General features: G+C 71.9%; 21 protein-coding genes. 15 read left to right on the top strand and 6 right to left on the bottom strand.

Features of this window, described 5'->3' with window-relative positions; translation table 11 throughout:
• Positions 1-27 precede the first annotated feature (27 nt).
• The 10 genes from Dsi01nite_RS39310 to Dsi01nite_RS39265 all read left to right on the top strand — a co-directional run bounded on the left by Dsi01nite_RS39310 (position 28) and on the right by Dsi01nite_RS39265 (position 7,873).
• Entirely contained in the window at positions 28-627 is a 600-nt protein-coding gene (locus Dsi01nite_RS39310) for a TetR/AcrR family transcriptional regulator (protein WP_203851471.1), read from the top strand.
• An 82-nt stretch (positions 628-709) separates the two neighbouring features.
• Entirely contained in the window at positions 710-1,072 is a 363-nt protein-coding gene (locus tag Dsi01nite_RS39305; RefSeq protein ID WP_203851470.1) for a hypothetical protein, read from the top strand.
• A gap of 96 nt (positions 1,073-1,168) precedes the next feature.
• Positions 1,169-1,726: a chemotaxis protein CheW gene (locus tag Dsi01nite_RS39300; protein WP_239136499.1), complete on the top strand. Its 558-nt coding sequence runs from the start codon at positions 1,169-1,171 to the stop codon at positions 1,724-1,726.
• Entirely contained in the window at positions 1,723-2,559 is an 837-nt protein-coding gene (locus Dsi01nite_RS39295; protein ID WP_203851468.1) for a CheR family methyltransferase, read from the top strand. The genes Dsi01nite_RS39300 and Dsi01nite_RS39295 overlap by 4 nt, the downstream gene beginning before the upstream one ends.
• Entirely contained in the window at positions 2,552-3,040 is a 489-nt protein-coding gene (locus tag Dsi01nite_RS39290) for a chemotaxis protein CheD (protein WP_203851467.1), read from the top strand. Before Dsi01nite_RS39295 ends, Dsi01nite_RS39290 begins: the two co-directional genes overlap by 8 nt.
• Positions 3,037-4,098: a protein-glutamate methylesterase/protein-glutamine glutaminase gene (locus tag Dsi01nite_RS39285; RefSeq protein WP_203851466.1), complete on the top strand. Its 1,062-nt coding sequence runs from the start codon at positions 3,037-3,039 to the stop codon at positions 4,096-4,098. The genes Dsi01nite_RS39290 and Dsi01nite_RS39285 overlap by 4 nt, the downstream gene beginning before the upstream one ends.
• Positions 4,091-5,104, top strand: a complete 1,014-nt coding sequence (locus Dsi01nite_RS39280) for a methyl-accepting chemotaxis protein (protein WP_203851465.1) — start codon at positions 4,091-4,093, stop codon at positions 5,102-5,104. The genes Dsi01nite_RS39285 and Dsi01nite_RS39280 overlap by 8 nt, the downstream gene beginning before the upstream one ends.
• 11 nt (positions 5,105-5,115) lie before the next feature.
• Complete coding sequence (locus Dsi01nite_RS39275) at positions 5,116-5,484, top strand: response regulator (RefSeq protein ID WP_203851464.1); 369 nt, start codon at positions 5,116-5,118, stop codon at positions 5,482-5,484.
• Positions 5,481-5,753: an STAS domain-containing protein gene (locus tag Dsi01nite_RS39270; RefSeq protein ID WP_203851463.1), complete on the top strand. Its 273-nt coding sequence runs from the start codon at positions 5,481-5,483 to the stop codon at positions 5,751-5,753. The genes Dsi01nite_RS39275 and Dsi01nite_RS39270 overlap by 4 nt, the downstream gene beginning before the upstream one ends.
• Entirely contained in the window at positions 5,750-7,873 is a 2,124-nt protein-coding gene (locus Dsi01nite_RS39265) for a chemotaxis protein CheA (RefSeq protein WP_203851462.1), read from the top strand. Before Dsi01nite_RS39270 ends, Dsi01nite_RS39265 begins: the two co-directional genes overlap by 4 nt.
• Positions 7,874-8,116: 243 nt before the next feature.
• Here Dsi01nite_RS39265 and Dsi01nite_RS39260 read toward each other — a convergent pair whose 3' ends face one another.
• Complete coding sequence (locus Dsi01nite_RS39260; RefSeq protein WP_203851461.1) at positions 8,117-8,578, bottom strand: hypothetical protein; 462 nt, start codon at positions 8,576-8,578, stop codon at positions 8,117-8,119.
• 208 nt (positions 8,579-8,786) lie between these two features.
• A complete protein-coding gene (locus Dsi01nite_RS39255) occupies positions 8,787-10,505 on the bottom strand; it encodes a methyl-accepting chemotaxis protein (protein ID WP_203851460.1) in 1,719 nt (572 codons plus the stop codon).
• Between the two features lie 222 nt (positions 10,506-10,727).
• On the opposite strand from Dsi01nite_RS39255, the gene Dsi01nite_RS39250 reads away from it, so the two are divergent.
• Positions 10,728-11,783 carry an ATP-binding cassette domain-containing protein gene (locus Dsi01nite_RS39250; protein ID WP_203851459.1) on the top strand — a complete coding sequence of 352 codons (1,056 nt, stop codon included), beginning with the start codon at positions 10,728-10,730 and terminating at the stop codon, positions 11,781-11,783.
• Positions 11,780-12,559, top strand: coding sequence for an ABC transporter permease (locus tag Dsi01nite_RS39245; RefSeq protein ID WP_239136498.1), 780 nt, complete (start codon positions 11,780-11,782; stop codon positions 12,557-12,559). Before Dsi01nite_RS39250 ends, Dsi01nite_RS39245 begins: the two co-directional genes overlap by 4 nt.
• Here the strand turns inward: Dsi01nite_RS39245 and Dsi01nite_RS39240 are convergent.
• Together Dsi01nite_RS39240 and Dsi01nite_RS39235 are read right to left on the bottom strand one after the other, a co-directional pair.
• A complete protein-coding gene (locus tag Dsi01nite_RS39240; RefSeq protein ID WP_203851458.1) occupies positions 12,537-15,731 on the bottom strand; it encodes an ATP-binding protein in 3,195 nt (1,064 codons plus the stop codon). The two genes, Dsi01nite_RS39245 and Dsi01nite_RS39240, sit on opposite strands and share 23 nt — an antisense overlap.
• Positions 15,732-15,744: 13 nt before the next feature.
• Complete coding sequence (locus tag Dsi01nite_RS39235; RefSeq protein ID WP_203851457.1) at positions 15,745-16,287, bottom strand: helix-turn-helix domain-containing protein; 543 nt, start codon at positions 16,285-16,287, stop codon at positions 15,745-15,747.
• Positions 16,288-16,321: 34 nt separating this feature from the next.
• Between Dsi01nite_RS39235 and Dsi01nite_RS39230 the strand changes: the two genes are divergently transcribed.
• Positions 16,322-17,587: an alpha/beta hydrolase gene (locus Dsi01nite_RS39230; protein WP_203851456.1), complete on the top strand. Its 1,266-nt coding sequence runs from the start codon at positions 16,322-16,324 to the stop codon at positions 17,585-17,587.
• Here Dsi01nite_RS39230 and Dsi01nite_RS39225 read toward each other — a convergent pair.
• On the bottom strand, positions 17,544-19,019 hold the full coding sequence (locus tag Dsi01nite_RS39225; protein WP_203851455.1) for an NCS2 family permease: 1,476 nt from the start codon (positions 19,017-19,019) through the stop codon (positions 17,544-17,546). The two genes, Dsi01nite_RS39230 and Dsi01nite_RS39225, sit on opposite strands and share 44 nt — an antisense overlap.
• 99 nt (positions 19,020-19,118) lie before the next feature.
• On the opposite strand from Dsi01nite_RS39225, the gene Dsi01nite_RS39220 reads away from it, so the two are divergent.
• Together Dsi01nite_RS39220 and Dsi01nite_RS39215 are read left to right on the top strand one after the other, a co-directional pair.
• Positions 19,119-20,201, top strand: coding sequence for a calcium:cation antiporter (locus tag Dsi01nite_RS39220; RefSeq protein ID WP_203851454.1), 1,083 nt, complete (start codon positions 19,119-19,121; stop codon positions 20,199-20,201).
• Positions 20,202-20,314: 113 nt separating this feature from the next.
• Positions 20,315-21,097 (top strand): polyprenol monophosphomannose synthase, encoded by a 783-nt coding sequence (locus tag Dsi01nite_RS39215; protein ID WP_203851453.1) that lies wholly within the window; start codon positions 20,315-20,317, stop codon positions 21,095-21,097.
• Between the two features lie 13 nt (positions 21,098-21,110).
• On the opposite strand, the gene Dsi01nite_RS39210 is transcribed toward Dsi01nite_RS39215, so the two are convergent.
• Positions 21,111-23,072: a putative bifunctional diguanylate cyclase/phosphodiesterase gene (locus Dsi01nite_RS39210; RefSeq protein ID WP_203851452.1), complete on the bottom strand. Its 1,962-nt coding sequence runs from the start codon at positions 23,070-23,072 to the stop codon at positions 21,111-21,113.
• Positions 23,073-23,120 lie beyond the last annotated feature (48 nt).

Raw genomic sequence — 23,120 nt, 5'->3', positions numbered from 1 at the left:
GCGCCCACTCGTCAACGGAGGACGTCCATGCCCACAGGGGTCGCCATCCGCGACGTCCGCGAGCAGCTGTTCGGCGCCGCCGAGCGGGTCCTGTTGCGGGACGGGGCGAACGCGCTGACCAGCCGCGCGGTGACCACCGAGGCCGGCTGCGCCAAGGGCGTGCTGCACAAGCACTTCGCCGACTTCGACGCGTTCCTCGCCGAGTTCGTGCTGGACCGCATCGCCCGGCTCGACGAACGGACCGCCGGCCTGCGCGACGCCGCCGGCACCGGCACCGTCGCGGACAACCTCACCGGCGCGCTGACCGCCCTGTTCGCCTCGGTGGCCCTGGCGCTGGTCGGTCTCATCGCCGCCCGCGACGAGCTCCGCGCCCGGCTGCGCCGGGACCTGCCGGCCGGGGTGCCGGTGCTCACCGAGGCCGCCGAGCTGATCGCCGGGTACCTCGCCGCCGAGCGCGATCTGGGTCGGGTCGCGGCCGGCGCCGACGTCGAGACCCTCGCCGCCATGCTCATCGGCGCGACCCACCTGCGCTACGCCGACGCCCCGCCGGACCCGGCCACGGTGCGCCGGATCGTCGCCACCGTCATCGCGACCGCGGGGCGCCCGCCGATGGAGGGCCTGCGCTGAAACCCGGCCGCACCACGGGCGCACCCCGGCGGCAACCGGGGTCGGGCACGCTACAACTTCCAGCTCAACCACGGGGGGCAACTTGTCGCGACGACTTCATCGTGCCGCGGGCCTGATCGCCGTCGCGGTGGCCGGCGGTCAGATCATGGCGCCGGGCAACGCCTGGGCGGCGTCCATCGACCCGTCGCCGGCGGTAGCGGTGTCCGCGGTCGGCACCGTCACCTCGGTGCGGACCGTCGACTCAACGCTGGTCGTGACCCGGGCGTACCGGTTCCGTGACAGCCGGCCCAAGACCGTCAAGTTCAGCCTCACCTCCAGCACGGCCGTCATCGTCAACGGCTCGGCGAGCGGCCTCGGCGCCGTCCGCCCCGGCATGCAGGTCACCGTCACCGGGACGCAGACCAGCAGCACGCTCGTCGCCGCGAAGGTGGTCGCCGGCCGGTAACTGTCCGACGTTCTCCTTCAGGGCGCCGCCGCGCCGCCGATGGGTCTCCTGACAGGCGTGCCCGTGGGCGCGCGGTTGCCCGGAAGGGGAGATCCAGTGAGCGTTGAGGCAGCGGCCCGGGGACGCGGTGAGGGCACCGCCGACGACGCGACGCGGTATCTGACGTTCACGTTGAACGGCGAGTCCTACGCGCTGGACATCTTCCACATCACCGAGATCCTGGAGTACCGCAACCTCACCGTCGTGCCCATGACGCCCGACTTCGTCCGTGGCGTCATCAACCTGCGCGGCCGGGCGGTCCCGGTCATCGACCTGGCGATCCGCTTCGCCAAGGGCGCCACCAGCATCGCCCGGCGCACCAGCATCATCATCGTGCACATCCGTGGCATGCCCGGGTCCGGCGACGCGGCCGCGGCGGATGCCCGCGGCAACGGCCAGGACATCGGCATCCTGGTCGACGCGGTCAGCAAGGTCGAGACCTTCACGGCGGAGGACATCGAGCCGGCCCCGTCCTTCGGCGCCGGCATCAGGGCCGACTTCATCAGCGGGATGGCGAAGCGGGACAACGACTTCATCATCGTGCTCGACATCGACCACGTCCTGTCGCTGAGCGACATGGCCGATCTGGCGACGGCGATCCCGGAAGACTCATGACGCCGTCACTGGTCGGGCCCACGGAGATCACGACGACCGAGTTCCAGGCCATCAGCCAGTTCCTGCACCAGCGCACCGGCATCCGGCTGGCGCCGGGCAAGGAGACCCTGGTGCAGGGGCGGCTGGACAAGCGGCTGCGCAAGCTCGGGCTGCGCAGCTACACGGAATACCTGCAGGTGCTCCGCTCGCCGCAGCATCCGGCCGAGACCCGCCAGGCGATCGACCTGCTCACCACCAACGAGACGTTCTTCTTCCGCGAGCCCCGGCATTTCGAGTTCCTCGGCCAGGTCATCGCCCCGGCACATCGGGCGAGCCGGCCGTTTCGGCTCTGGAGCGCGGCGAGCTCCAGCGGCGAGGAGGCGTACAGCGCCGCGATGGTGCTCGCCGACGCGCTGCCGAACGCGCCGTGGGAGGTCGTCGGCACCGACATCTCCTCGCGGGTGGTGGCCGGGGCCGAGGCCGGCCTGTACCCGATCTCGGCGGCGGAGAAGATCCCGACGCCGCTGCTGCGCCGGTACTGCCGCAAGGGCCGGGCCGAATACGAGGGCCTGATGGCGATCGACCGGGCGCTGCGGGCGAGGACGACGTTCCTGGGCGCGAACCTGCTCGAGGACCAGAGCCGGCTCGGCCGGTTCGACGTGATCATGCTCCGCAACGTGATGATCTACTTCGAGACCGCCACGAAGGCGGAGGTGGTCGGGCGGCTGCAGGACATGCTGCACCCCGGCGGCTACTTCATCGTGAGCCTGTCCGAGACGCTCAACGGGATCCCGTCGCGGCTGCGGCAGGTGCAGCCGTCGATCTACCAGCTCCCCGGAGCCGATCTTGGCTAGCCCCTCCGACGTGTTCCTCAACCCGGGCGACTTCCACTTCACGGGCGCCGGCACCCGGATCCGGACCATGCTGGGCTCCTGCGTCGCGATCACCCTGTGGCACCCGCGGCTGCGGGTCGGCGGGATGTGCCACTACCTGCTGGCGCACCGCACCGCGCCGACCGCGGACCTGCCGGCCCTCAGCGGCCGCTACGCCGACGAGGCCGTCCAGCTGTTCCTGCACGAGCTGGACCGGACCGGCACCCGGCCGGCGGAGTACCAGGCGAAGATGTTCGGCGGCGGCGACCAGTTCCCCGGCCGCTCCCCCGGCCCGGCGCCGCAGGTGCCACAGGACAACATCGCGATCGGCACCCGGCTGCTGCACCGGCACGGGTTCCAGCTCACCGCGCAACACCTGGGCGGGACGGGATCGCGGCAGCTGGTCTTCGACCTGAACACCGGCGACGTCTGGGTGCAGCACCAAGAGCGGCAGACGGCATGACCACCGGGGCGGGCATCAAGGTCGTCATCGTCGACGACTCGGCGGTCGTGCGGCAGGTCCTGGGACGGCGGCTCGCCGAGAGCCCCGGCATCGAGGTGCTCGGCTCCGCCTCGGACCCGATCTTCGCCATGGCGCTGATGAACAAGACCTGGCCCGACGTCGTCATCCTGGACATCGAGATGCCCCGGATGGACGGCATCACGTTCCTGAAGAAGATCATGGCGACCCGGCCGACGCCCGTGGTCATCTGCTCGACGCTGAGCCAGCGCGGCGCCCGGGCCACCATGGACGCGTTCGCGGCGGGCGCGGCGGGCGTCGTACCGAAGCCGACCACCGGGCTGAAACAGTTCATGACGGACGACAGCGGCGACATCGTGGCGGCGGTGCGGGCGGCCGCTGCCGGCAAGGTCGCCCGGCTGAACCGGACGGCGGCGCCGGCGGCCCCGGCGGTGGCCCGCCCCGCACCGGTGGCCGTGGCGGCCGCCTCCGCCGGCACCGACCGGATCATCGCGATCGGCACGTCCACCGGCGGCACCCAGGCCCTCGAAACGGTGCTGACCGCGCTGCCGCGCAACAGCCCCGGCATCGTCATCGTCCAGCACATGCCGGAGAAGTTCACCGCCGCGTTCGCCGAGCGCATGGACATGCTGTCCACGATCGAGGTCCGGGAGGCCGCCGACGGCGATGCCGTCCAGGCCGGGCTGGCCCTCGTCGCGCCCGGCGGCCGGCACATGCAGCTGCTGACCGATGGCGCCCGGTTCCGGGTCAAGGTGAGCGACGGGCCGCCGGTCAACCGGCACCGGCCCTCCGTCGACGTGCTGTTCCGCTCGGTCGCGCGGGTCGCGGGGCGCCGCGCGCTCGGCGTCATCATGACCGGGATGGGCGACGACGGCGCCCGCGGCCTGCTGGAGATGCGCACCGCCGGGGCGCTCACCGTCGCGCAGGACGAGGCGACCTGCGTCGTGCACGGGATGCCCAAGGAGGCGGTCCGGCTCGGCGCCGTGGACCGCGAAGTGCCGTTGACCGCCATCGCTGAGGTGATCCGTACCCATGGTTGAGTTCCTGATCGCTGCCGTCGCCCTCGCCGCCGGCTACCTATTGGGTGTCAGGCGACACCGCCGGCCCGTGAGCGAGGACACCGGTCCGGCCGACCACGAGCGCGGCATCACCGAGTTCGCCGCCGCGGTCGCGCCGGTCTGGTCCAGCCAGATCGAGTCGTCGCGGGTGCAGATGGAGACCGCCGTCGCCGCGGTGACCACCGAGTTCAGCCAGATCGTCGACAACCTCGACGCCGTGCTCACCTCCTCCAGCGCGGTGCTGGAGGACAGCCAGGGCGGCGGTTCGTTCGACCGGGGCCGGCAGCGGCTGGGCAACGTCGTGGGCACCCTCGACGACGCCCTGAGCTCCAAGCGCGAGGCGCTGCGGGACCTGGAGACGCTGCTGGGGCTCAACGACGACCTCAAGCAGATGACCTCGGAGGTCGCCCAGATCGCGGCGCAGACCAACCTCCTCGCGCTCAACGCCTCGATCGAGGCGGCCCGGGCCGGCGAGGCCGGTGCCGGCTTCGGCATCGTGGCCCTCGAGGTGCGGCAGCTGGCCGAGCGGTCGTTCCAGACCAGCGAGAAGATGGCCGGCCGGGTCGAGGGCATCGCCGGCGCGATCGCCGGCGCCCTCGCCAAGGCGGAGGGCGACACGGAGCGGGAGGGCGCCGCGGTCGCCCGGGCCAACAGCGAGGTGACCGAGGTCCTCGACGACCTCGGCGCCGTGTTCGCGGGGCTCCGGGAGTCCTCGGACCGCCTGGAGCGGGCCGCCGTCGGGATCCGCTCCGGAGTCTCCGAGGCCATCGTCAACCTGCAGTTCCAGGACCGGATCGGCCAGGTCCTGGAGCACCTGCGGGACAACATCGGCCGGATGCCCGCCGTCGCGTCGTCCGGAAACCTCGACGCGCGGAGCCTGTTGGCCGAGCTCGAGGCCACGTACACGATGCACCAGGAGCGGGAGGCGCACCACACCGGCGCCAGGACCGCGGCCGCCGTTCCCGAATCAGAGATCACGTTCTTCTAGGAGGGGCACTCATGTCGAAGACCATTTTGATCGTCGACGATTCGGCGTCGGTACGGCAGGTCGTCTCCATCGCGCTGCGCGGCGCGGGCTACGAGGTGGTGACCGCCGCCGACGGCCAGGACGCGCTGAAGCAGCTCGACGGCAAACGGATCCACCTGATCATCTCGGACGTGAACATGCCGAACATGGACGGGATCACGCTCGTCGGTGAGGTCAAGAAGCTGCCGTCGTACAAGTTCACGCCCATCATCATGCTCACGACCGAGTCGCAGGAGGACAAGAAGCGGCAGGCGCAGGCGGCGGGCGCCAAGGCCTGGGTGACCAAGCCGTTCCAGCCGGCGCAGATGCTCGCCGCGGTGTCGAAACTCATCATGCCGTGAAGGACGCGCTGATCATCGACGGCGAGCTCACCGTCGCCGTGGCCGCCGAGCAGCAGGCGCGGCTGCGGGCGTTCCTGGAGCGGGGCACGGCCGCTGACGTGGATCTCTCGGGCGTGACCGAGCTGGACACCGCCGGCCTGCAGCTCCTGCTGGTCGCCCGGCGCGAGGCGGCGCAGCGGGGCATCACGCTGACCTTCCACAACCCGAGCCGGGCCGTCCACGACGTCTTCGTCATGGCCCATCTCGACCTGGACGGAGCACCGCGGTGACCGACGACGATCTCGCCGACGCGCTCGACACGTTCATCACCGAGGCCCGGGAGCTGCTGCAGGACTTCGAGGAGGGGCTGCTCGGCCTGGAGGACGAGCCGAGCGCCCAGGACTCGGTCAACGCCCTGTTCCGCACCATGCACACCCTCAAGGGCTCGGCCGGGCTGTTCGGCCTGCACCACCTGGTGGCGTTCACGCACGTGGTCGAGACGGTGCTGGACTCGGTCCGCGAGGGTGAGCTGGCCGTCTCGGCCGAGCTGGTCAGCGCGCTGCTGCCGTGCGGTGACCACGTCTCGTCCATGGTCGAGGGGGTCGCCGCCGGCCGCCTCGACGCGACGACCAGCGAGACCGTCGACGGCGACCGGCTGCTCGCCGCGCTCCAGCCCTTCCTGACGCTGTCCTCCCCGCTCGCGCCGGTGCTTGCCGAGCCGGAGGTCGACACGCTGCGCACATGGCGGCTGACCCTGCGGTTCGGCCCGGACAGCCTGCGCAACGGCATGGACCCGCTGTCGTTCCTGCGGTACCTGGCCACCATGGGCGTGCTGGAACGGGTCACGACCCTCACCGACGCGCTGCCCGACGCCGAGCAGATGGATCCGGAGACCTGCTACCTCGGCTTCGTGATCGACTTCGTCAGCGGCGCCGCGAAGGCCGACATCGAGGACGTCTTCGACTTCGTGCGCGAGGACAGCCAGATCAGCATCGTGCCCGCCGACGGCCAGGCCGACGACTACGTCAAGGTGATCGAGGGGCTGCCCGACCAGGACCGGCTCGGCGACCTGCTCGTCCGCAGCGGCGCGGTCACCGACCTCGAGATCGCCCGGGCACTGCAGATCCAGCAGGAACGCAACCGCACCGGCGACTCCCTGCCGCCGCTCGGCGAGATCCTGATCGAGACCCAGACGGTGCCGAAGCCCGTCGTCGACGCGGCGCTGGGCAAGCAGCGCAAGACCGCCGACAGCCGCTCGCAGGAGACGCAGACGATCCGGGTGTACGCCAACCGCCTCGACAAGCTCATCGACCTCGTCGGCGAGCTGGTCATCGCCCAGTCCAGCGTGGGCATCCACCGCCCGGACGAGGAGGGCTACGACGAGGCACAGGGCGAGGTCATGCGCCTCGTCGAGGAGGTGCGCCACAGCGCCCTGTCGCTGCGCATGGTGCCGATCGGCACGACCCTGCGCCGGTTCGAACGGGTGGTCCGCGACGTCTGCGTCGACCTCGACAAGGACGTCGACCTGGTCATCACCGGCGGCGAGGCGGAGATGGACAAGGCCCTCGTCGAGCGGATCGGCGACCCGCTGCTCCACCTGGTCCGCAACGCGCTGGACCACGGCGTCGAACCCCGCGCCGACCGCGAGCGGCAGGGCAAGCCCATCCGGGGCAAGCTGCGGCTCAACGCCTTCCACGACGCCGGTTCCATCGTCATCGAGGTCGCCGACGACGGCCGCGGCCTCAACCGCGACCGCATCCTCGGCAAGGCCGTCGAGCGCGGCATGGTCCAGCCCGGCACCGTCATGAGCGACCACGAGGTGTACGACCTGATCTTCGAGCCGGGCTTCTCCACGGTCGAGACGGTCTCCAACCTCTCCGGCCGCGGCGTCGGCATGGACGTGGTCCGCCGCAACATCGCCGAGCTGCGCGGCACCATCGAGGTGCTGACGACGGCGGGCGCGGGCACCACGTTCCGGATCCGGCTGCCGCTGACCCTCGCCATCATCGACGGCTTCCTCGTCGGCGTCGGGCCCTCGGCGTTCATCGTCCCCCTCGACCGGGTCACCGAGTGCGTGGAGCTACCCCCGAACGCCGCGGAGCGCGACTGCATGTATCTGCGCGGCGAGGTCCTGCCCTTCATCCGCCTCCGCACGATCTTCGACATCGCGGGCACGCCGCCGCGCCGGCAGAACGTGGTCGTCATCGAGCAGTCCGGGCAGCGCGCGGGCCTGGTCGTGGACACCCTGCTCGGCCAGTTCCAGACGGTCATCAAACCGCTCGGCGTCCTGTTCAGCGAGGCCCGTTGCATCAGCGGCTCGACCATCCTCGGCAACGGCGAGGTGGCCCTGATCCTGGACGTCGGCCCGCTGGTCGCCGAGAACGTCAGCCGCGAACAGGTCCTCGTCTGACCCGCACCCCGCCCGCCCCGTATTCCTGATCCCGCCCGCCGTTCATGCGAGACGCAGACCGAACCGGTGGGGCTTCTGAGGAATGCAGGCGATCTATTTTGTGGCAATGATCCTTTCGTTACGACATCTGGTTCTTATGCCACATGAGCGGTTGGCGGTATTCCTCGGGGAGCCATGGCCCGGCCCAGCTCCGGCCCCCGGCTTGCCGTCCGCGAGGCGAATGCGGGTCCTGAGCCGGCGAGGTCATTTTGGGAGTTTGAGGCCGTGTGGGCGGCGGAAGAACCGGCCCGGTCCGCGCACGCCGTCCTCATACCACCAGAAGTTCCACAGGATCAGGCCGACGATGAAACCGCCGAACAGCCCCACGAGCACCAGGTTGATCAAGGTTTCGTCGCCGTCGATCGGCTGGTCGCCATTGACCGCTATGTACGCGATGCTCAGACCCATGATCGCGAAGCTGACCAGCATCAGGACCAGCCACAGCCGGCGCCAGGCCAGCGTGGACCGTTCGTTGAGCACTCGGTAGTACTCCACGCCGCCGCACTCGGCGCAGACGATCTCGCCGGTCGCCTCGCCCTCGGTGGGCCGGGGGATGCTGATCGGCGTGAGGGTGTAGTGGTGGGTCACGGAGCCGATCGACTGGTTCGCGCCGAGATAGTGGGATAGTCGGATGTGGGGGTACTGACCGATCGGGGCTCTGGACATTGGCGCACCTCCATCGACGAGACGCGCCCGATGCTAGCCGTGGGCCGCAAGGCGACAGGGTCAGGGGATGCGGGCCGTGAGGGAACACCTGCTCATCAAGACAAAGTGTCGTGCTGGATAGACACGGAGCAGCAGAGGTGATTCACGGTCTCCTGCCCCGTTCCACCGGCGGCGAGTACAAAGCTTCACAGGCTCCCGGAACGCCGGGTCAGAAGCGGTCGAACTTGCTCTCGTCGATGTCCGGGACGGTCATCTCGGCGGCGCGCGGGGAGTACGTGCTGCTGCCGTTGCCGCTGTACTGGGCGGTGTTGTAGTTCAGGCCCTTCGACTGGCCCTTGGACTGGGACACCTCGCGCTGCGGGCGGCTGTTCCCGGCGGGGCGGCGACCGCCCGTGGCGCCGGTGGTGAAGAACGACATCATGTTCTGCAGCTGGTGGGTCTGCGCCGCCATCTCCTCGGCGGTCGCGGCCAGCTCCTCGCTGGACGACGCCGTCTGCTGCGTGACCTTGCCGATCTGGGTCATGGCGATGTTGATCTGGTGGACGCCGGTGGACTGCTCCCCGCTGGCCGCCGCGATCTCCTGGACCAGGTCCGACGTCCTGGTGATGCTCGGAATGATCTTGTCGAGGAGCGTGCCGGCGTGTTCGGCGGTCGTCACGCTGCCGGCCGCCAGCTCGCTGATCTCCTGCGCGGCGATCTGGCTGCGTTCGGCGAGCTTACCGACCTCGGTGGCCACCACGGCGAAGCCCTTGCCGTGCTCGCCGGCCCGGGCGGCCTCGATCGTCGCGTTCAGCGCCAGCATGTTCGTCTGGAAGGCGATGTCGTCGATGATGCCGATCTTGCTGGTGATCTGCTTCATCGCGTCGAGGGTCTTCTGGACCGCGCCGCCGCCGTCGTGGGCCTCGGTCGCGGCGCCCGTCGCGATGCCCTCCGTGGTGCGGGCGTTCTCGCTGTTCTGGGCTATGCCGGCGGTCATCTGCTCGATGCTGGCGGTGGTCTCCTGCACGCTGGCGGCCTGCTCGGTGGCGGCCTGCGACAGGCTCTGCGAGGCGCCGCTGATCTGGCTGGAGGCGTTGCTGAGCTGGGTGGCGGAGTCCACGACCGTGCTCACCGTCTCGGCCAGCCGGTCGAGCGCGCTGTTGAGTGCGGCGCCCATCCGGCCGACCTCGTCCCGGCTCGCCACGGTGACCCGCTTGTCCAGGCGGCCCTCGGCCATCGCGGACAGCACCGCGACGGTTTCGTTGAGCGGCTTGGAGATCGACCGACTGATCATCTGCACCACCGTGAACGCGAGCACCAGCGCCACCGCGATCAGCCCGATGGAGAGGATCCGGGAGGAGTCGTAGGTGGACTTCGACTCGGCGAGCGTGGCCTCGGCCGCCGTGTTCTCCTGCTCGACCAGGTTGGTGAGGGCGGTGTCGATGGCGCCGGCCATCGCCGCGCCCTGGCCCCTGGCCACCGAGTTGAACTCGTCGTACTTGTTCGCCCTCGCGAGCGGGACCAGCTGCTGGGCGAGCAGCGTCTGGTAGGACTTCCACGCGGTGCTGAACGCGTCCCGGTCGGCCTTGCCGTTCTGCGCGTCCCGCGCGGTGAACGTCTGCCAGCTCTCGTCCAGCCCGTCGACGGCCGTGTTCAGCTTCTGCTCGGCGGCGTCCTTCTCCGCGGCCGTCTGGGCCAGCGCCAGCTCGCGGATGTAGAACCGGAGGTCCTTGTAGTCGCCGCCGACATCGTTCACCATCTGCACGGTTCGCAGATTCTTGTTGTACAGCAGATCGAGCCGTTCCTGCGCGTTGCCGAGCTGGACCAGCCCGAACACCCCGATCGCGAGCAGCAGCACGGACACCACGCCGGCCAGGCTGCCCAGTTTCCAGGCGACGGACAGGTCCCGGAATCCGGAGCGGCGTCGTTCACCGGTTGCGTCGGCCATGTCCTGGGCCTCCTCGGGAGTTGGAGCATGCTCCCTGATCATCGGCGCGGCACCGCGCGCGTCTGAGTCTTTCCGCCATGAAGCTCGCGTCATCCGATCGGCCGGAATCCCATCGGCCGGAACTGACCTGAAACCCGGTGAAACCGCGGTGAATGCGGGGCCCCGCACGATCGGTGCAGTCGTGGCGGACGGCGCCACAGCGGAAGTTCGGAAGGGAGGGACGTGGCTACCACCCCGTTCCCGTCGGCAATCACCGCAACCGGGTTGAGCAAGTCGTTCGGCGACCACGTCGTGCTCGACGGTATCGACCTGGACGTCCCACGCGCCACGGTCTTCGCCCTGCTCGGGCCGAACGGGTCCGGCAAGACGACCACGGTGCGGATCCTGTCCACCCTGATCCGCGCCGACGGCGGGCAGGCGACCGTCGCCGGGCACGACCTGGACCGGGAGGCCGCCGCGGTGCGCGGCGCGATCGGCGTCACCGGTCAGTTCTCGGCCGTCGACGGCCTGCTCACCGGCGAGGAGAACCTCCAGCTCATGGCGGACCTGCAGCACCTCGGGCGGGCCGAGGGGCGGCGCCGGACCGCGGACCTGCTGGAGCGGTTCGACCTGCTCGACGCGGCGAAGAAGACCGCCGCGACCTACTCCGGCGGCATGCGGCGCCGGCTCGACCTGGCCATGACGCTCGTCGGCGACCCCAGCGTGATCTTCCTCGACGAGCCGACGACCGGGCTCGACCCGCGCAGCCGGCGGACCATGTGGCAGATCATCCGGCGGCTCGTCGCCGGCGGGGTCACGGTGTTCCTGACCACGCAGTACCTGGAGGAGGCCGACGCGCTCGCCGACCGGATCGCGGTGATCGACCACGGCAAGGTCGTTGCCACCGGCACCGCGGACGAGCTCAAACGGCAGATCCCCGGCGGGCACATCCGGGTGCGGTTCGCCGACGCCGCCGGGCTCGACGCGGCCGCCCGCGTCTTCGACGGGTCGTCGCGCGACGACGAGGCGCTCACGCTGCGGGTGCCCGGCGACGGCGGCGTCCGGTCGATGCGGGCGCTGCTCGACCGGCTCGACGCCGTCGAGGCCGAGGTCGCCGACCTGTCGGTGCACACACCGGACCTCGACGACGTGTTCTTCGCCCTGACCGGAACCCCGACCGGAACCCCGACCGGCAGCCCGACCGGAACTCCGGCCGGCAACCCGAAGGCCAACCCGACCGGCGCCCGGGCCGGCGCTGACACCACCGAACCGACGACCGAGAAGGAAACCGCACGATGAGCGCGCTGACCCACGCCGTGACCGACTCCACCACGATGCTGCGCCGGAGCCTGCGGCACACGCTGCGGTACCCCGCCTCGATGGTCACCTCGCTGCTGGTGCCGGTGCTGTTGCTGCTGTTGTTCGTCGGCGTGTTCGGCGGCGCGATCAACGCCGGCATGACCAACAGCGGCGACTACATCAACTACATCGTCCCCGGCATCCTGCTGGTGACCGTCGGCTACGGTTCCTCGACCACCGCCCTGGCCGTCAACAAGGACATGACCGAGGGGATCATCGACCGGTTCCGCACCATGGCGATCACCCGCGGTTCGGTGCTCTCCGGGCACGTGCTCGCCGCCACGATCCGCACGATGGCGAGCCTGACGCTGGTCGTCGGGGTGGCGCTGCTGATGGGGTTCCGGCCCACCACCGACCCGGTGCGGTGGGTCGCCGCGATCGGGGTCGTGCTGCTGCTCGTCCTCGCGCTGACCTGGCTCGCCGTCGCGATCGGGCTCGCCTCGCCGACCGCGGAGGGGACCACCGGGTTCCTGCTCCTGGTGCAGATGCTGCCGTTCATCAGCAGCGCGTTCGTCGCCCCGGAGACGATGTCGGGGTCGGTGCGCTGGTTCGCCCACAACCAGCCCTTCACCCCGATCATCGACACGCTGCGGGGACTGCTGATGGACACCCCGGTCGGCGACCGTGGCCTGGTCGCCGTCGCCTGGTCCGCCGGGCTGGCGCTGCTCGGCTACCTGTGGGCCCGCACGGCGTTCAACCGGCCTCCGCGGCCGTAAGACCCCCCGCCAGGTTGCGACGCGCTGCCAGGGCCGCCGACGCGGCACCGAACAGCGCGTCGCGGTCCAGCCCGGCACAGGACGCCACGGCCTCGGCGTAGGCCGAAGCGTAGACCGAAGCGGAGGCGGCAGCGGAACCGAAGCCGGCACCGGAGGCAGCGAGGTGCCGGGCGGACACGGCGGACATCCGGGCCTGGAATTCCGGTTTCAACCGGAACGACTCGGCGAGCGCGACCATCCGCGCCGCCGCCGCGACCCGGGCGTCGCCGGTGCGGTGCCGGGGGTCGAGGTCGACCACGGCGAGGGCGAGCAGCAGCGCGCCGCGGATCGCGTCGCCCACGTCGGTGCGGGCGTCGGGCGCGGTGAGCACCCGCGACAGCAGCCGCGGCAGGTCACCGGCGATGTCCCGGACCAGGTCCAGCCGGTCGTGCTGGGCGTGCGCCAGCACCGTCGTGGCCTGCACCTCCAGTGCCCACGCCGCCGAGCCCGGCAGGTCACCGCCGGCGGCGGTGTCGCGGAGCCGATCGGCGATCCTGTGCCACAGCCGCAGCCCGCCGTCGACGTCGCCGCGGGCGAGCAGGATCTCCGCGCGGATCCCGGCCCCGAACGTGAGCGTGTCGGTGTCCGTGCCGCCCTCGCCCAGCGTCTGTTCGAGCCAGTCCTCCGCCTCGTCGAGTGCGCCGCGCTGCAGGTGGGCCATGGCCATCGCGCCGCGCATCCGGGAGGCGCTCGACGCCACCCCGGGCTCCCGCAGGTCGTCCAGCACCGCGAGGGTCGCCGCCAGGTGTTCGCGGGCCTCCTCGCCGCGGCCGACGTAGAGGCACAGCTCCCCGACCCGGGAGTGCGCCACCGCCCGCATCCACGGCGTCGCCTGGCCGCGGAACGCGGTGAGCATCGTCCTGGCGGCCCGCAGCCCGCCGTCGATGTCCTGCTGCCGCTCGTAGACGTAGCTGGCGGCGCCGTTGGCCACGCCGGCCAGCAGCGGATCGTCGCTGTCGCACAGCACCCGCAGCGAGTCCAGGTCCGCGGTCAGCGCCCGCGCGACCGTGTCGGCGGCGCCCATCAGCGTGCCCGGCGGGGCCGGCGGCAGCCGGCGCAGGGTGACGAGCAGCCGCACCGGGACGGGGCCCCGCATGAGGTACACCCACAACGCGCACAGCAGCACCGCGGTGTGGGTCGCCGCGAGCAGTTCGGGTGCCGGCCGGGCGTGCGACAGGATCCAGGTGGTCTGCTCGGCGAGGGCCGTCATCCCCGCGAAGTTCGACTCGATGGTCCACAGCCCGGCCAGGATCGCCGCGGTCGCGGCGACCGACGCGCCGTCCTCGCGGTCGAGCGCGTGGCGCAGCGCCAGCACGAGGTTGTCCCGGTCGGCCCGGATCAGCAGGACGGCCGGGAGGAAGTCGGTGCCGAAGACCGCGCCGGCGTGCGTGACGCCGAACTCCCGGGCCCACGCCAGCAGCCCGTCGATGGCCGCCGCGGTCTCGGCGGCCCGCTCCCGGTGTGCGGTGCTGAACTCGCGGACGGTCTCCAGCATCCGGAACCGGGTGCCGGACGGGGTGTCGGTGACCTTCAGCAGCGACTGGTCGGCGAGCTGGGCGAGCGCCGACACGACGTCGCCGTCGCCGAGGACGTGCCGGGCGGCGCCGGCGGTGAACCCGCCGGGGAAGACCGACAGGGCCCGCATCGCCGCCCGGCCGGAGGGTTCCAGCAGGTTCCAGCTCCAGTCGATCACGGCGTGCAGCGTGTGGTGCCGCGCCGGCGCGTCCCGGGCCCCGCCGCGCAGCAGGGCGAACCGGTCGTCCAGGCCGTGGGCGATCTCGGCCACCGACATGACCCGGACCCGGGCCGCGGCCAGTTCCACCGCCAGAGGCAGGCCGTCGAGGTGGGCGCACACCTCCCGCACCGCTGCCGTGGGGACGTCGGCGCCCGGCCGGGCCGCCCGCGCCCGCTGCTGGAACAGTTCGACGGTGGTGTCCAGGCGCAGCTCGGGCAGCGGATACACCGACTCCGAGGACAGCCCGAGCGGCGCCCGGCTGGTGGTCAGCACCCGCAGGTCCCGGGTCGCGGACACCAGCGCCTGGACCAGGTCGGCCACGCCCCGCAGCACGTGCTCGCAGTTGTCCAGCACCAGCAGCGCCGGCCCGGTGCCGAGCGCGTCGACGATCCTGACCTCCGCCGGGCGCCCGTCGCTGAGGGCGCCGAGCGCCGTCGCGACCTCCTGGGCGACGTCGGTGTCGGCGGCGACCCCGGCGAGCGCGACCAGGTGCACGACCGGCTGCGGTGCCTGGCGGCTCACCGCGTAGGCGAGCCGGGTCTTGCCGAGCCCGCCGGTGCCGACCACGGACGTGACCCGCGCCGTGGTGAGCAGCGCCGTCACCGCGGCGATGTCGTCGTCGCGGCCCAGCAGCGGGTTGGGGTCGTGCGGGACGCCGCGCCGCACGGTCGCGGGTGCCTCGTCGCGCAGCAGTTCCCGGTGTGCCTCCCGCAGGGCGTGGCCGGGGTCGGTGCCGAGCTGCTCGCGCAGCCGCCCGCGGTAGGTCTCGTACCTGTCGAGCGCGGCCGCCTGGCCGGCCGTGGCCGCCTCGGCGCGCAGCAGCTCCAGCAGGACCGTCTCGTCGTGGGGACGCTGCCCGGCCAGGTCGATGAGGGGCCCGACGGCCTCGGCGTGCCGGCCGAGCCGGGACAGCGCCAGGGCGCGGGCGGCCAGCAGCGACTGCCGCGTCTCCTCCCGCTCGGCGCGCAGCACGGACAGCGGGTCGGTGTCGCCGGGATCGCCGGGTTCGGCCGCCGCCCACAGGGCCAGCCCGGCCTCGGCGCTCGCGAGCGCACCACCGTGATCGCCCGCGCGGTCCAGCTCGGCGGCCGCCGAGGCGTGCAGCAGCGCGGCGGATGTGTCCAGCTGCGCCGCCGGCACGGCCAATCGATAGCCGACCGCGGTGCGCACGATGATGTCGGCGCCCGCCTGTGCGCGGGCCCTCGACACGATGACCTGCAGCGCCTTCGCCGGGTGCTCCGGCCGCTCGTCCGGCCACAGCCCGTCGACCAGCCGCCCGGTGCCGCAGCCGGTCCGCAGGTCGCCGGCGAGCAGCGCGAGCAGGGCGCACTGCCGGGGGCCGACGATCTCCCGCCCCCGGTAGGACACCCGCCCCAGCAGGATCAGCTCCACGGTCACGGGCCCAGGTTAGTCAGCCGTCGTTGTCGGCGGCGTCCAGCGGCTCGTCGATGGGAAAGAGGATCGGGCTCAGCAGGTACTGCGACCGCTGCGGCGTGGCCTGGTTCGCCAGTCTGGGCAGGATGGCCCGGCGCATCTCCCCGATCAGCTCCAGCAGCTCGTCGCGGCTGAGCCACACGGCGTGCTGCCGGTAGCCCACCAGGTCGGTGGCCGGGTCGGGGTCGCGGCCGAGGTAGGCGTCGAACTCGGCGAGCAGCGCGGCCATGGCGATGCCGAAGCTGCGCCGGTAGTCGTCCAACGACAGCGTGCCGGCGTCGATGACGGCCCGGTCCGGGCGCAGCCGGTAGAGGCGCTCGACGGCGCCGCGGACCCGCCGCTCGACGGCGACCTCGAGGACACCGCCGTCGCACAGCAGGTCGATGTGGCGATACACGGTGGCCTTCGACACGTCCGGGAGCCGGTCGCACAGCTGCGACGTCGTGAGCGTCCGCCCACCGCGCATCGCGTGGACGACGCGCAGCCTGACGGGGTGCGCGAGCAGTTCCAGCGGGTCCATCGCACCGATCCTACATCTGCTACCGTTCGCAAGTATGAGAACGGTTGCGCTGGAGGTCGTCGAGCTGATCCGGACCGGACAGTTCGGCCCACTGGAGGACCGGTTCGCGGCGCCGCTGCGGGCCGCGGTCTCCGGCGAGACCGTCCGGATGGCATGGCTGGTCGAGATCCAGCGGCGCGGCGCGGTCCGCACCGTGGGCACGCCGGCGACCGAGCCGATGGGGTCCGGGCTGGTCCGCGCCAGCGTGCCGGTGATCTGCGAGCACGGCGGGCTCACCGTCGTGATGTCCGTCGACGGGGACGGCCGGCTGCACGGCCTGCGGCTCGCCCCGGCGACCGCGACCTGGGCGCCGCCGAGCTACGCGAAGCCACGCCGGTTCGCCGAGCACGACGTCACTCTGGGGACCGGACCGCTCACCGTGGCCGGGACCGTCAGCCTGCCACGTGGCCGGGGCACGCATCCGGGTGTCGTGCTGCTCAGCGGCGGCGGGCCGTTCGACCGCGACGCCACCACCGGGGCCAACAAGCCGCTCAAGGACCTGGCCTGGGGCCTGGCCAGCAGGGGCGTGGCGGTCCTGCGGTTCGACAAGGTCACCCACACCCACCCGCACGTGTCGGCGCCGGGCTTCACGGTGTTCGACGAATACGTGCCGCACGCGGTCGCGGCCGTGGACCTCCTGCGCCGGCAGCCCGCCGTCGACCCCGGCCGGGTGTTCGTCCTCGGGCACAGCCTGGGCGGCAAGGTGGCCCCTCGGGTGGCGGCCGCCGATCCCACCGTCGCCGGCCTGGTCCTGCTGGCCGCGGAGGCGCAGCCGATGCAGCGCTCGGCCGAGCGGGTCGTGCGGTATCTCGCCGCCCTGCGGCCCGGCCCCGAGTCCGACGCGGCCGTGGCGACGATCACCCGGCAGGCCGCGCTGGTCGACGGACCGCTGACCCCGGCCACGCCCGCCGCCGACCTGCCGTTCGGCCTGCCCGCGTCGTTCTGGCTGGACCTGCGCGACCACGACCCGGTCACCGCCGCGGCCGCCCTGGACGTGCCGATGCTGCTCGTCCAGGGCGCCCGCGACTACCAGGTGACGGTCGCCGACGACCTCACCCGCTGGCGGTCGGGGCTGGCGCACCGCCCCGACGTCACCTTCCACGTCCACGACGCCGGCAACCACCTGTTCTTCCCAGGCAAGGGGCCGTCGACGCCGGCGGAGTACGAGCCGGCCCAGCACGTGGACCGGGCCGTGGTCAGCCTCGTCGCCGAATGGGTCAGGACAGCGCCTCCAGGGGGCCGCGCAGGAAGTACACGATGAACAGCGCCGCGACCCCGTACAGCAGCGGATGCACCTCGCGGGGCTTGCCAGCGGCCACCTTGATCACCACGTAGGAGACGATGCCGGCGCCGATGCCGTTGGAGATCGAATACGTGAACGGCATGATCACGATCGCGAGGAACGCGGGCAGCGCGATCTCGTAGTCGGACCAGTCGATGGTGCGCACGGCCGTCATCATCAGGAAGCCGACGACCACCAGGGCGACCGACGCCGCCTCGAACGGCACCACCGTCACCAGCGGCGCGAAGAACATCGCCACCAGGAACAGCGCGCCGGTCACCAGGCTCGCCACGCCCGTGCGGGCGCCCTCGGCGACGCCTGACGCGCTCTCGATGTAGGTGGTGTTGCTCGACGTGCTGGCGGCGCCGCCGGCGGCCGCGGCGATCGAGTCGACGAGCAGGATCTCGCGGGTGCGTGGCGGCATGCCCTCCGCGTCGAGCAGGTCGCCCTCCTGCGCCACCGCGACCATCGTGCCCATCGTGTCGAAGAAGTCGGTGATGAGCAGGGTGAACACGAACATGAGCACGATCAGGAAACCGGCGGTCTGCCACGAGTGCAGGACGTTGAAGTGGCCCAGCAGCGACAGGTCGGGCTTGTCGATGACCTTGTCCGGCAGGACGGGGACGTTGAGGCTCCAGCCCTTGGGGTTGGGCTTGCCGTCAACGAACGACGGGCCCGCCTTCGCGATCGCCTCGATGACGATCGCGAGCACGGTGGAGGCGAGGATGCCGATGAGGATCGCACCGCGCACCTTGCGCACCACCAGGACGACGGTGAGCAGCAGCCCGACGCAGAACGCGAGGGCCGGCCAGCTGATCAGCTTGCCACCGATGCCGAGCCCGACCGGGACCGTCGTGTTCGCCGCGTCGGGCACCCGGCGCACGAACCCGGCGTCGACGAAGCCGATGAGCGCCAGGAACAGCCCGATACCGACGCCGATGGCGGTCTTGAGCTGGGTCGGCACGGCCCGGAACACGGCCGTGCGCAGGCCGGTGAGCACCAGGATCGCGATGAGCACGCCCTCGATGACCACCAGGCCCATGGCGTCGGCCCAGGTCATCTGGGGTGCGATCTCGAACGCGACGAGCGCGTTGACGCCGAGCCCGGCGGCGAGCGCGAGCGGGAACCGGGCGACGACCCCCATCAGGATGGTCATCACGCCCGCGACGAGGGCCGTCGCGGAGGCGACCGCGGCGAGCGCGAGCTTGCCGCCGGTGCTGTCGACGCCGCTGCCGAGAATGAGCGGGTTGAGCACCACGATGTAGGCCATCGTGAAGAACGTGGCGAGGCCGCCCCGGATCTCCCGGCTCAGCGTCGAGCCGCGTGCACTGATTTCGAAGAACCGGTCGAAGCCGCTGTGCGGCGCCGGTCTGGTCGCGGTGGTCCCCGCACCGGCGGACGGTTCGTCCATTGAGCCTCCCTGCTGACAGATACCCCCTGACGCGCGATGATCCCACCTGCGGCGCGGGATTCAATGGGACGCAGGTTTCATGCTGGCAACGGCGGTCAGATGCCCGCCGTGGGTGCATCGCTGAACCGTTCGGCCGTCGTCCTGCCGCCGCTCGCGCTCGGCGTCCTCGCCGCGGTGTGGGGCCGCAACATGCCGATCCCCGTCGAGATCGTCGTGGTGGCGCTGCTGGCCGGGTCGGTGCTCGCCGCCGTCCACCACGCCGAGGTCGTCGCGCACCGCGTCGGGGAGCCGTTCGGGTCGCTCATCCTCGCGGTGGCGGTCACCGTGATCGAGGTCGGCCTGATCATCACCCTCATGGTCTCCGGCGGCTCCGGCACCGCGACCCTCGCCCGGGACACCGTCTTCGCCGCGGTCATGATCACCTGCAACGGCATCGCGGGGTTGTCGCTGCTGGTGACCGCGCTGCGCAGCCACGTCGCGGTGTTCAACGCCGAGGGCACCGGCGCGGCCCTGGCCGCCGTCATCACCCTGGCCACCCTCAGCATGGTCCTGCCGACCTTCACCACCAGCGCGCCGGCGCCGCAGTTCACCGGCCCGCAGCTGGCGTTCGCCGCGGTCGCGTCGCTCACGCTGTACGCGCTGTTCGTGGTGGTCCAGAACGTGCGGCACCGGGACTACTTCCTGCCCGTCGCCGGCCCACCCGATGACCACGCCGAGCTTCCCTCCATGCGCCAGGCCCTCACCAGCCTCGCCCTGCTCATCGTCGCGCTCGTGGCGGTCGTCGGGCTGGCGAAGGTCGAGTCCGGCTCGATCGAGGCCGGCGTCGCCCGCTTCGGGTTCCCCCATTCCTTCGTCGGTGTCGTGATCGCCGTGCTGATCCTGCTGCCGGAGACCCTCGCGGCCGTCCGCAACGCGCGCCGCGACCGGGTCCAGATCAGCCTCAACCTCGCCCTCGGCTCCGCCATCGCGAGCATCGGGCTGACCATCCCCGCGATCGCGGTCGCCTCGATCTGGCTCAACGGGCCGCTGATCCTCGGCCTCGGCGCCACCCAGATCGTGTTGCTCACCCTCACCGCGGGTGTCGGCGTCCTCACCGTCATGCCCGGTCGCGCCACGCTGCTGCAGGCCGCGGTACACCTGTCCATCTGCGCCGCGTTCCTGTTCCTCGCCGCCAGCCCATAGACCAGCGCCGAGGTGCCGACGGGGCCGGGAGGGGCCCGGTGCTCAGGTGGCGGGCCCGGCCCGACTACCCTTTACCTCTGAACCCGCCGGCGAACCGAGGATGGTCCACCGTAATGATCGAGCCAGTGCGGCTGCCGTCGCCGTGGTGTGACGAGCCCCTGACCGTGGTCGTGCCGACCTACAACGAGGCGGGCAACCTGCCCCGGCTGGTCGAGCGGCTGTTCGCCCTGCCGCTGCCAGGGCTGAGCATCCTCATCGCCGACGACAACTCGCCGGACGGCACCGGCGAGGTGGCCGAGAAGCTGGCCACCGAGCACCCCGGACGCATCCGGGTGGTGCACCGGCCCGGCAAGGAGGGCCTCGGCCGGGCCTACGTGGACGGCATCGGCAAGGCCCTCGAGGGCGGCGCCAAGTTCGTCGCGCAGATGGACGCCGATCTGTCCCACCCGCCGGAGGCGCTGCCCGGCATGCTCGGCGCACTGCTGTCCACCCGGGCCGGTGTGGTCATCGGGTCACGCTACGTGCCCGGCGGACAGCTCGACGAGCAGTGGCCGCTGTACCGGCGGGCGCTGAGCGGCTGGGCCAACCTGTACGTGCACACCCTGCTCCAGGTGCGCATCCGTGACCTGACCGCCGGGTTCAAGATCTGGCGCGCGGAGGCGCTGCAGGCGATCGGCCTGGACCGGGTCCAGTCCAACGGCTACAGCTTCCAGGTCGAGATGCACTTCCTGGCCACCAAGCTCGGGCAGACGATCATCGAGGTGCCGATCCGCTTCGAGGAGCGCACCGACGGCGTGTCGAAGATGACCACGGCCACGAAGATCGAGAGCGCCACGATGCCGTTCAAGCTGCGCCTGAAGCACCGCAAGATCCAGCGCACCCAGCCGAAGATCTGACGCAGGCCTTGAACTAGCGGACCAGCGCCGTGGCGGCGCTGGTCCGCAGCCACGCGGTCAGGTCCGCCGGGGGCATCGGCCGGGCGTAGTGGTAGCCCTGCGCAACGTCACAGCCGAGCTCCTGCAGCGCGGCGACGTGCGCGGCGCCCTCCACGCCCTCGGCGACGACCGACATGCCGAGGTTGTGGCCGAGCTCGATCGCGCCGCGGACCAGGACCGCGTCCTCCGGGTCGGCGTCCATGTGCATGACGAACGTGCGGTCGACCTTCAGCTCGTCGACGGGCAGGCTCTTGAGGTACGCCATCGACGAGTACCCGGTGCCGTAGTCGTCGATCGACAGCCGCACACCCAGGCGGTGCAGCGCGACCAGCGTCTCGGTGGCGAGGGCCGGGTTCGCCATGACCGCCGTCTCGGTCACCTCCAGGCGCAGCAGGTCGGCGGGCAGATCGTGCTCCTCCAGCAGCCGCGTCACGTGGCCGACCAGCTCGGGGTCCAGCAGGCAGCGCGGCGACAGGTTGACCGCGATCGGCACGACGAGCCCGTCGTCGAGCCAGGTCCGGGCCTGCGTGACGGCGAGGCGCAGCACGTACAGGGTGAGCCGGGTGATGAGGCCGGTGGTCTCCGCGACCGGGATGAACTCCGCCGGTGGGATCGGCCCGCGCGTCGGGTGCGCCCAGCGCACGAGCGCCTCGGCACCGGACGGCCGGCCGTCGTCGAGCCTGATCTTCGGCTGGTAGTGCAGGGTGAGCTGGTCCGTGACGTCCAGGGCGCGGCGCAGGTCGCCGAGCAGCAGGAGCCGGTTGCCGTCCTCGGTGTGCATGGTCGGCCGGTACAGCGTCGCGCCGGTCTTGCTGTCCTTCGCCGTGTACATGGCGATGTCGGCGCAGCGCAGCAGCGCGTCGGTGTCCGCGGCGTGCTCCGGCGCGACCGCGATGCCGATGCTCACCTCGACGTCGACCGCCACGTCGTCGAGCGCGAAGCTGCGGTGCAGCTCGCCCTGCAACCGCGCGGCCAGGCCGGCGGCGTCGGCGGCGGAAGCGCCGGGCAGCAGCACCGCGAACTCGTCCCCGGCCAGCCGCGCGACCATGTCGCCGCCCCGCAGCGCCGCGGTGGTCCGGGCGGCGACCTGCCGCAACAGCTCGTCGCCGTACTGGTGACCGAGGGTGTCGTTCACCTCCTTGAACCGGTCCAGGTCCAGGAGCAGCACCGCGAGGCCACGGCCGTCCGGCTCGGCGGCAAGCAGGGCCTCCGCGGTGCGTTCGGTGAACAGCGTGCGGTTCGGCAGGCCGGTCAGCGCGTCGTGCGAGGCGTGGTACTCGTGCTCGGCCGCCTGCCGCAGCAGCCGGCGCTGGTAGCCACCCGCGATCACGGCGAACGCGACCAGCAACGCGAGCCCGACGGCGAACGTCGAGGCCGTGGCGGTGAAGACGATGCCCTCGACGCGGTGCAGGTCGCGCATCGCGTCGGCCGCCTCGGCCGCGGTGGCCGCCGAGGCGCTGTGGACCAGGCCGCCGATCTCCTCCGCGGCCGGGTCGACCTCGGTCTCGTCGATGCGGGCCGCGGCTGCCTGGTCCCCACGGTCGACGGCGTTGAACAGCCGGTCCTTGGAGTTCAGGTAGGACTCGTGCAGCGTGCGCACCCTGGCCGCGAGGTCCCGGTCGGCGGGGGCGCCGCGCAGCTCGACGTCGTGCAGCGCCACCTCGAGCGCACCGGCCGCGCCACGGTGCAGTTCGCGGGCCGTCTCGCGGGCCGCGTCGCCGGCCGCCAGCCGGTACCGCTGCTCGGCGATCACCTCGAGGGCCACCGCGTCGTCGGCCAGCTCGTACGCCTCGGCCAGCGCGGTCGCGGCGACGGCGGCGTTCGCCGAGGCCCGGGTCCGGGTCGAGCCCGCCACGCTGACGCCGGTCAGGCCGAGCAGAATGGTGGCGAGTCCGAGCACGGCACCGGTGCGCAGCAGCCGGGATGGTCGCAGCACCAGGAGTCCTCCTGTCGCACCGTCGGGCGGCTCCGCCAGCCGAAGCGC

It is taken from the genome of Dactylosporangium siamense (assembly GCF_016862795.1).
Classification (GTDB): Bacteria; Actinomycetota; Actinomycetes; order Mycobacteriales; family Micromonosporaceae; genus Dactylosporangium; species Dactylosporangium siamense.
The sequence above is the reverse complement of the archived record's forward strand: the minus strand, read 5'-3'. Positions and strand labels throughout refer to the sequence as shown.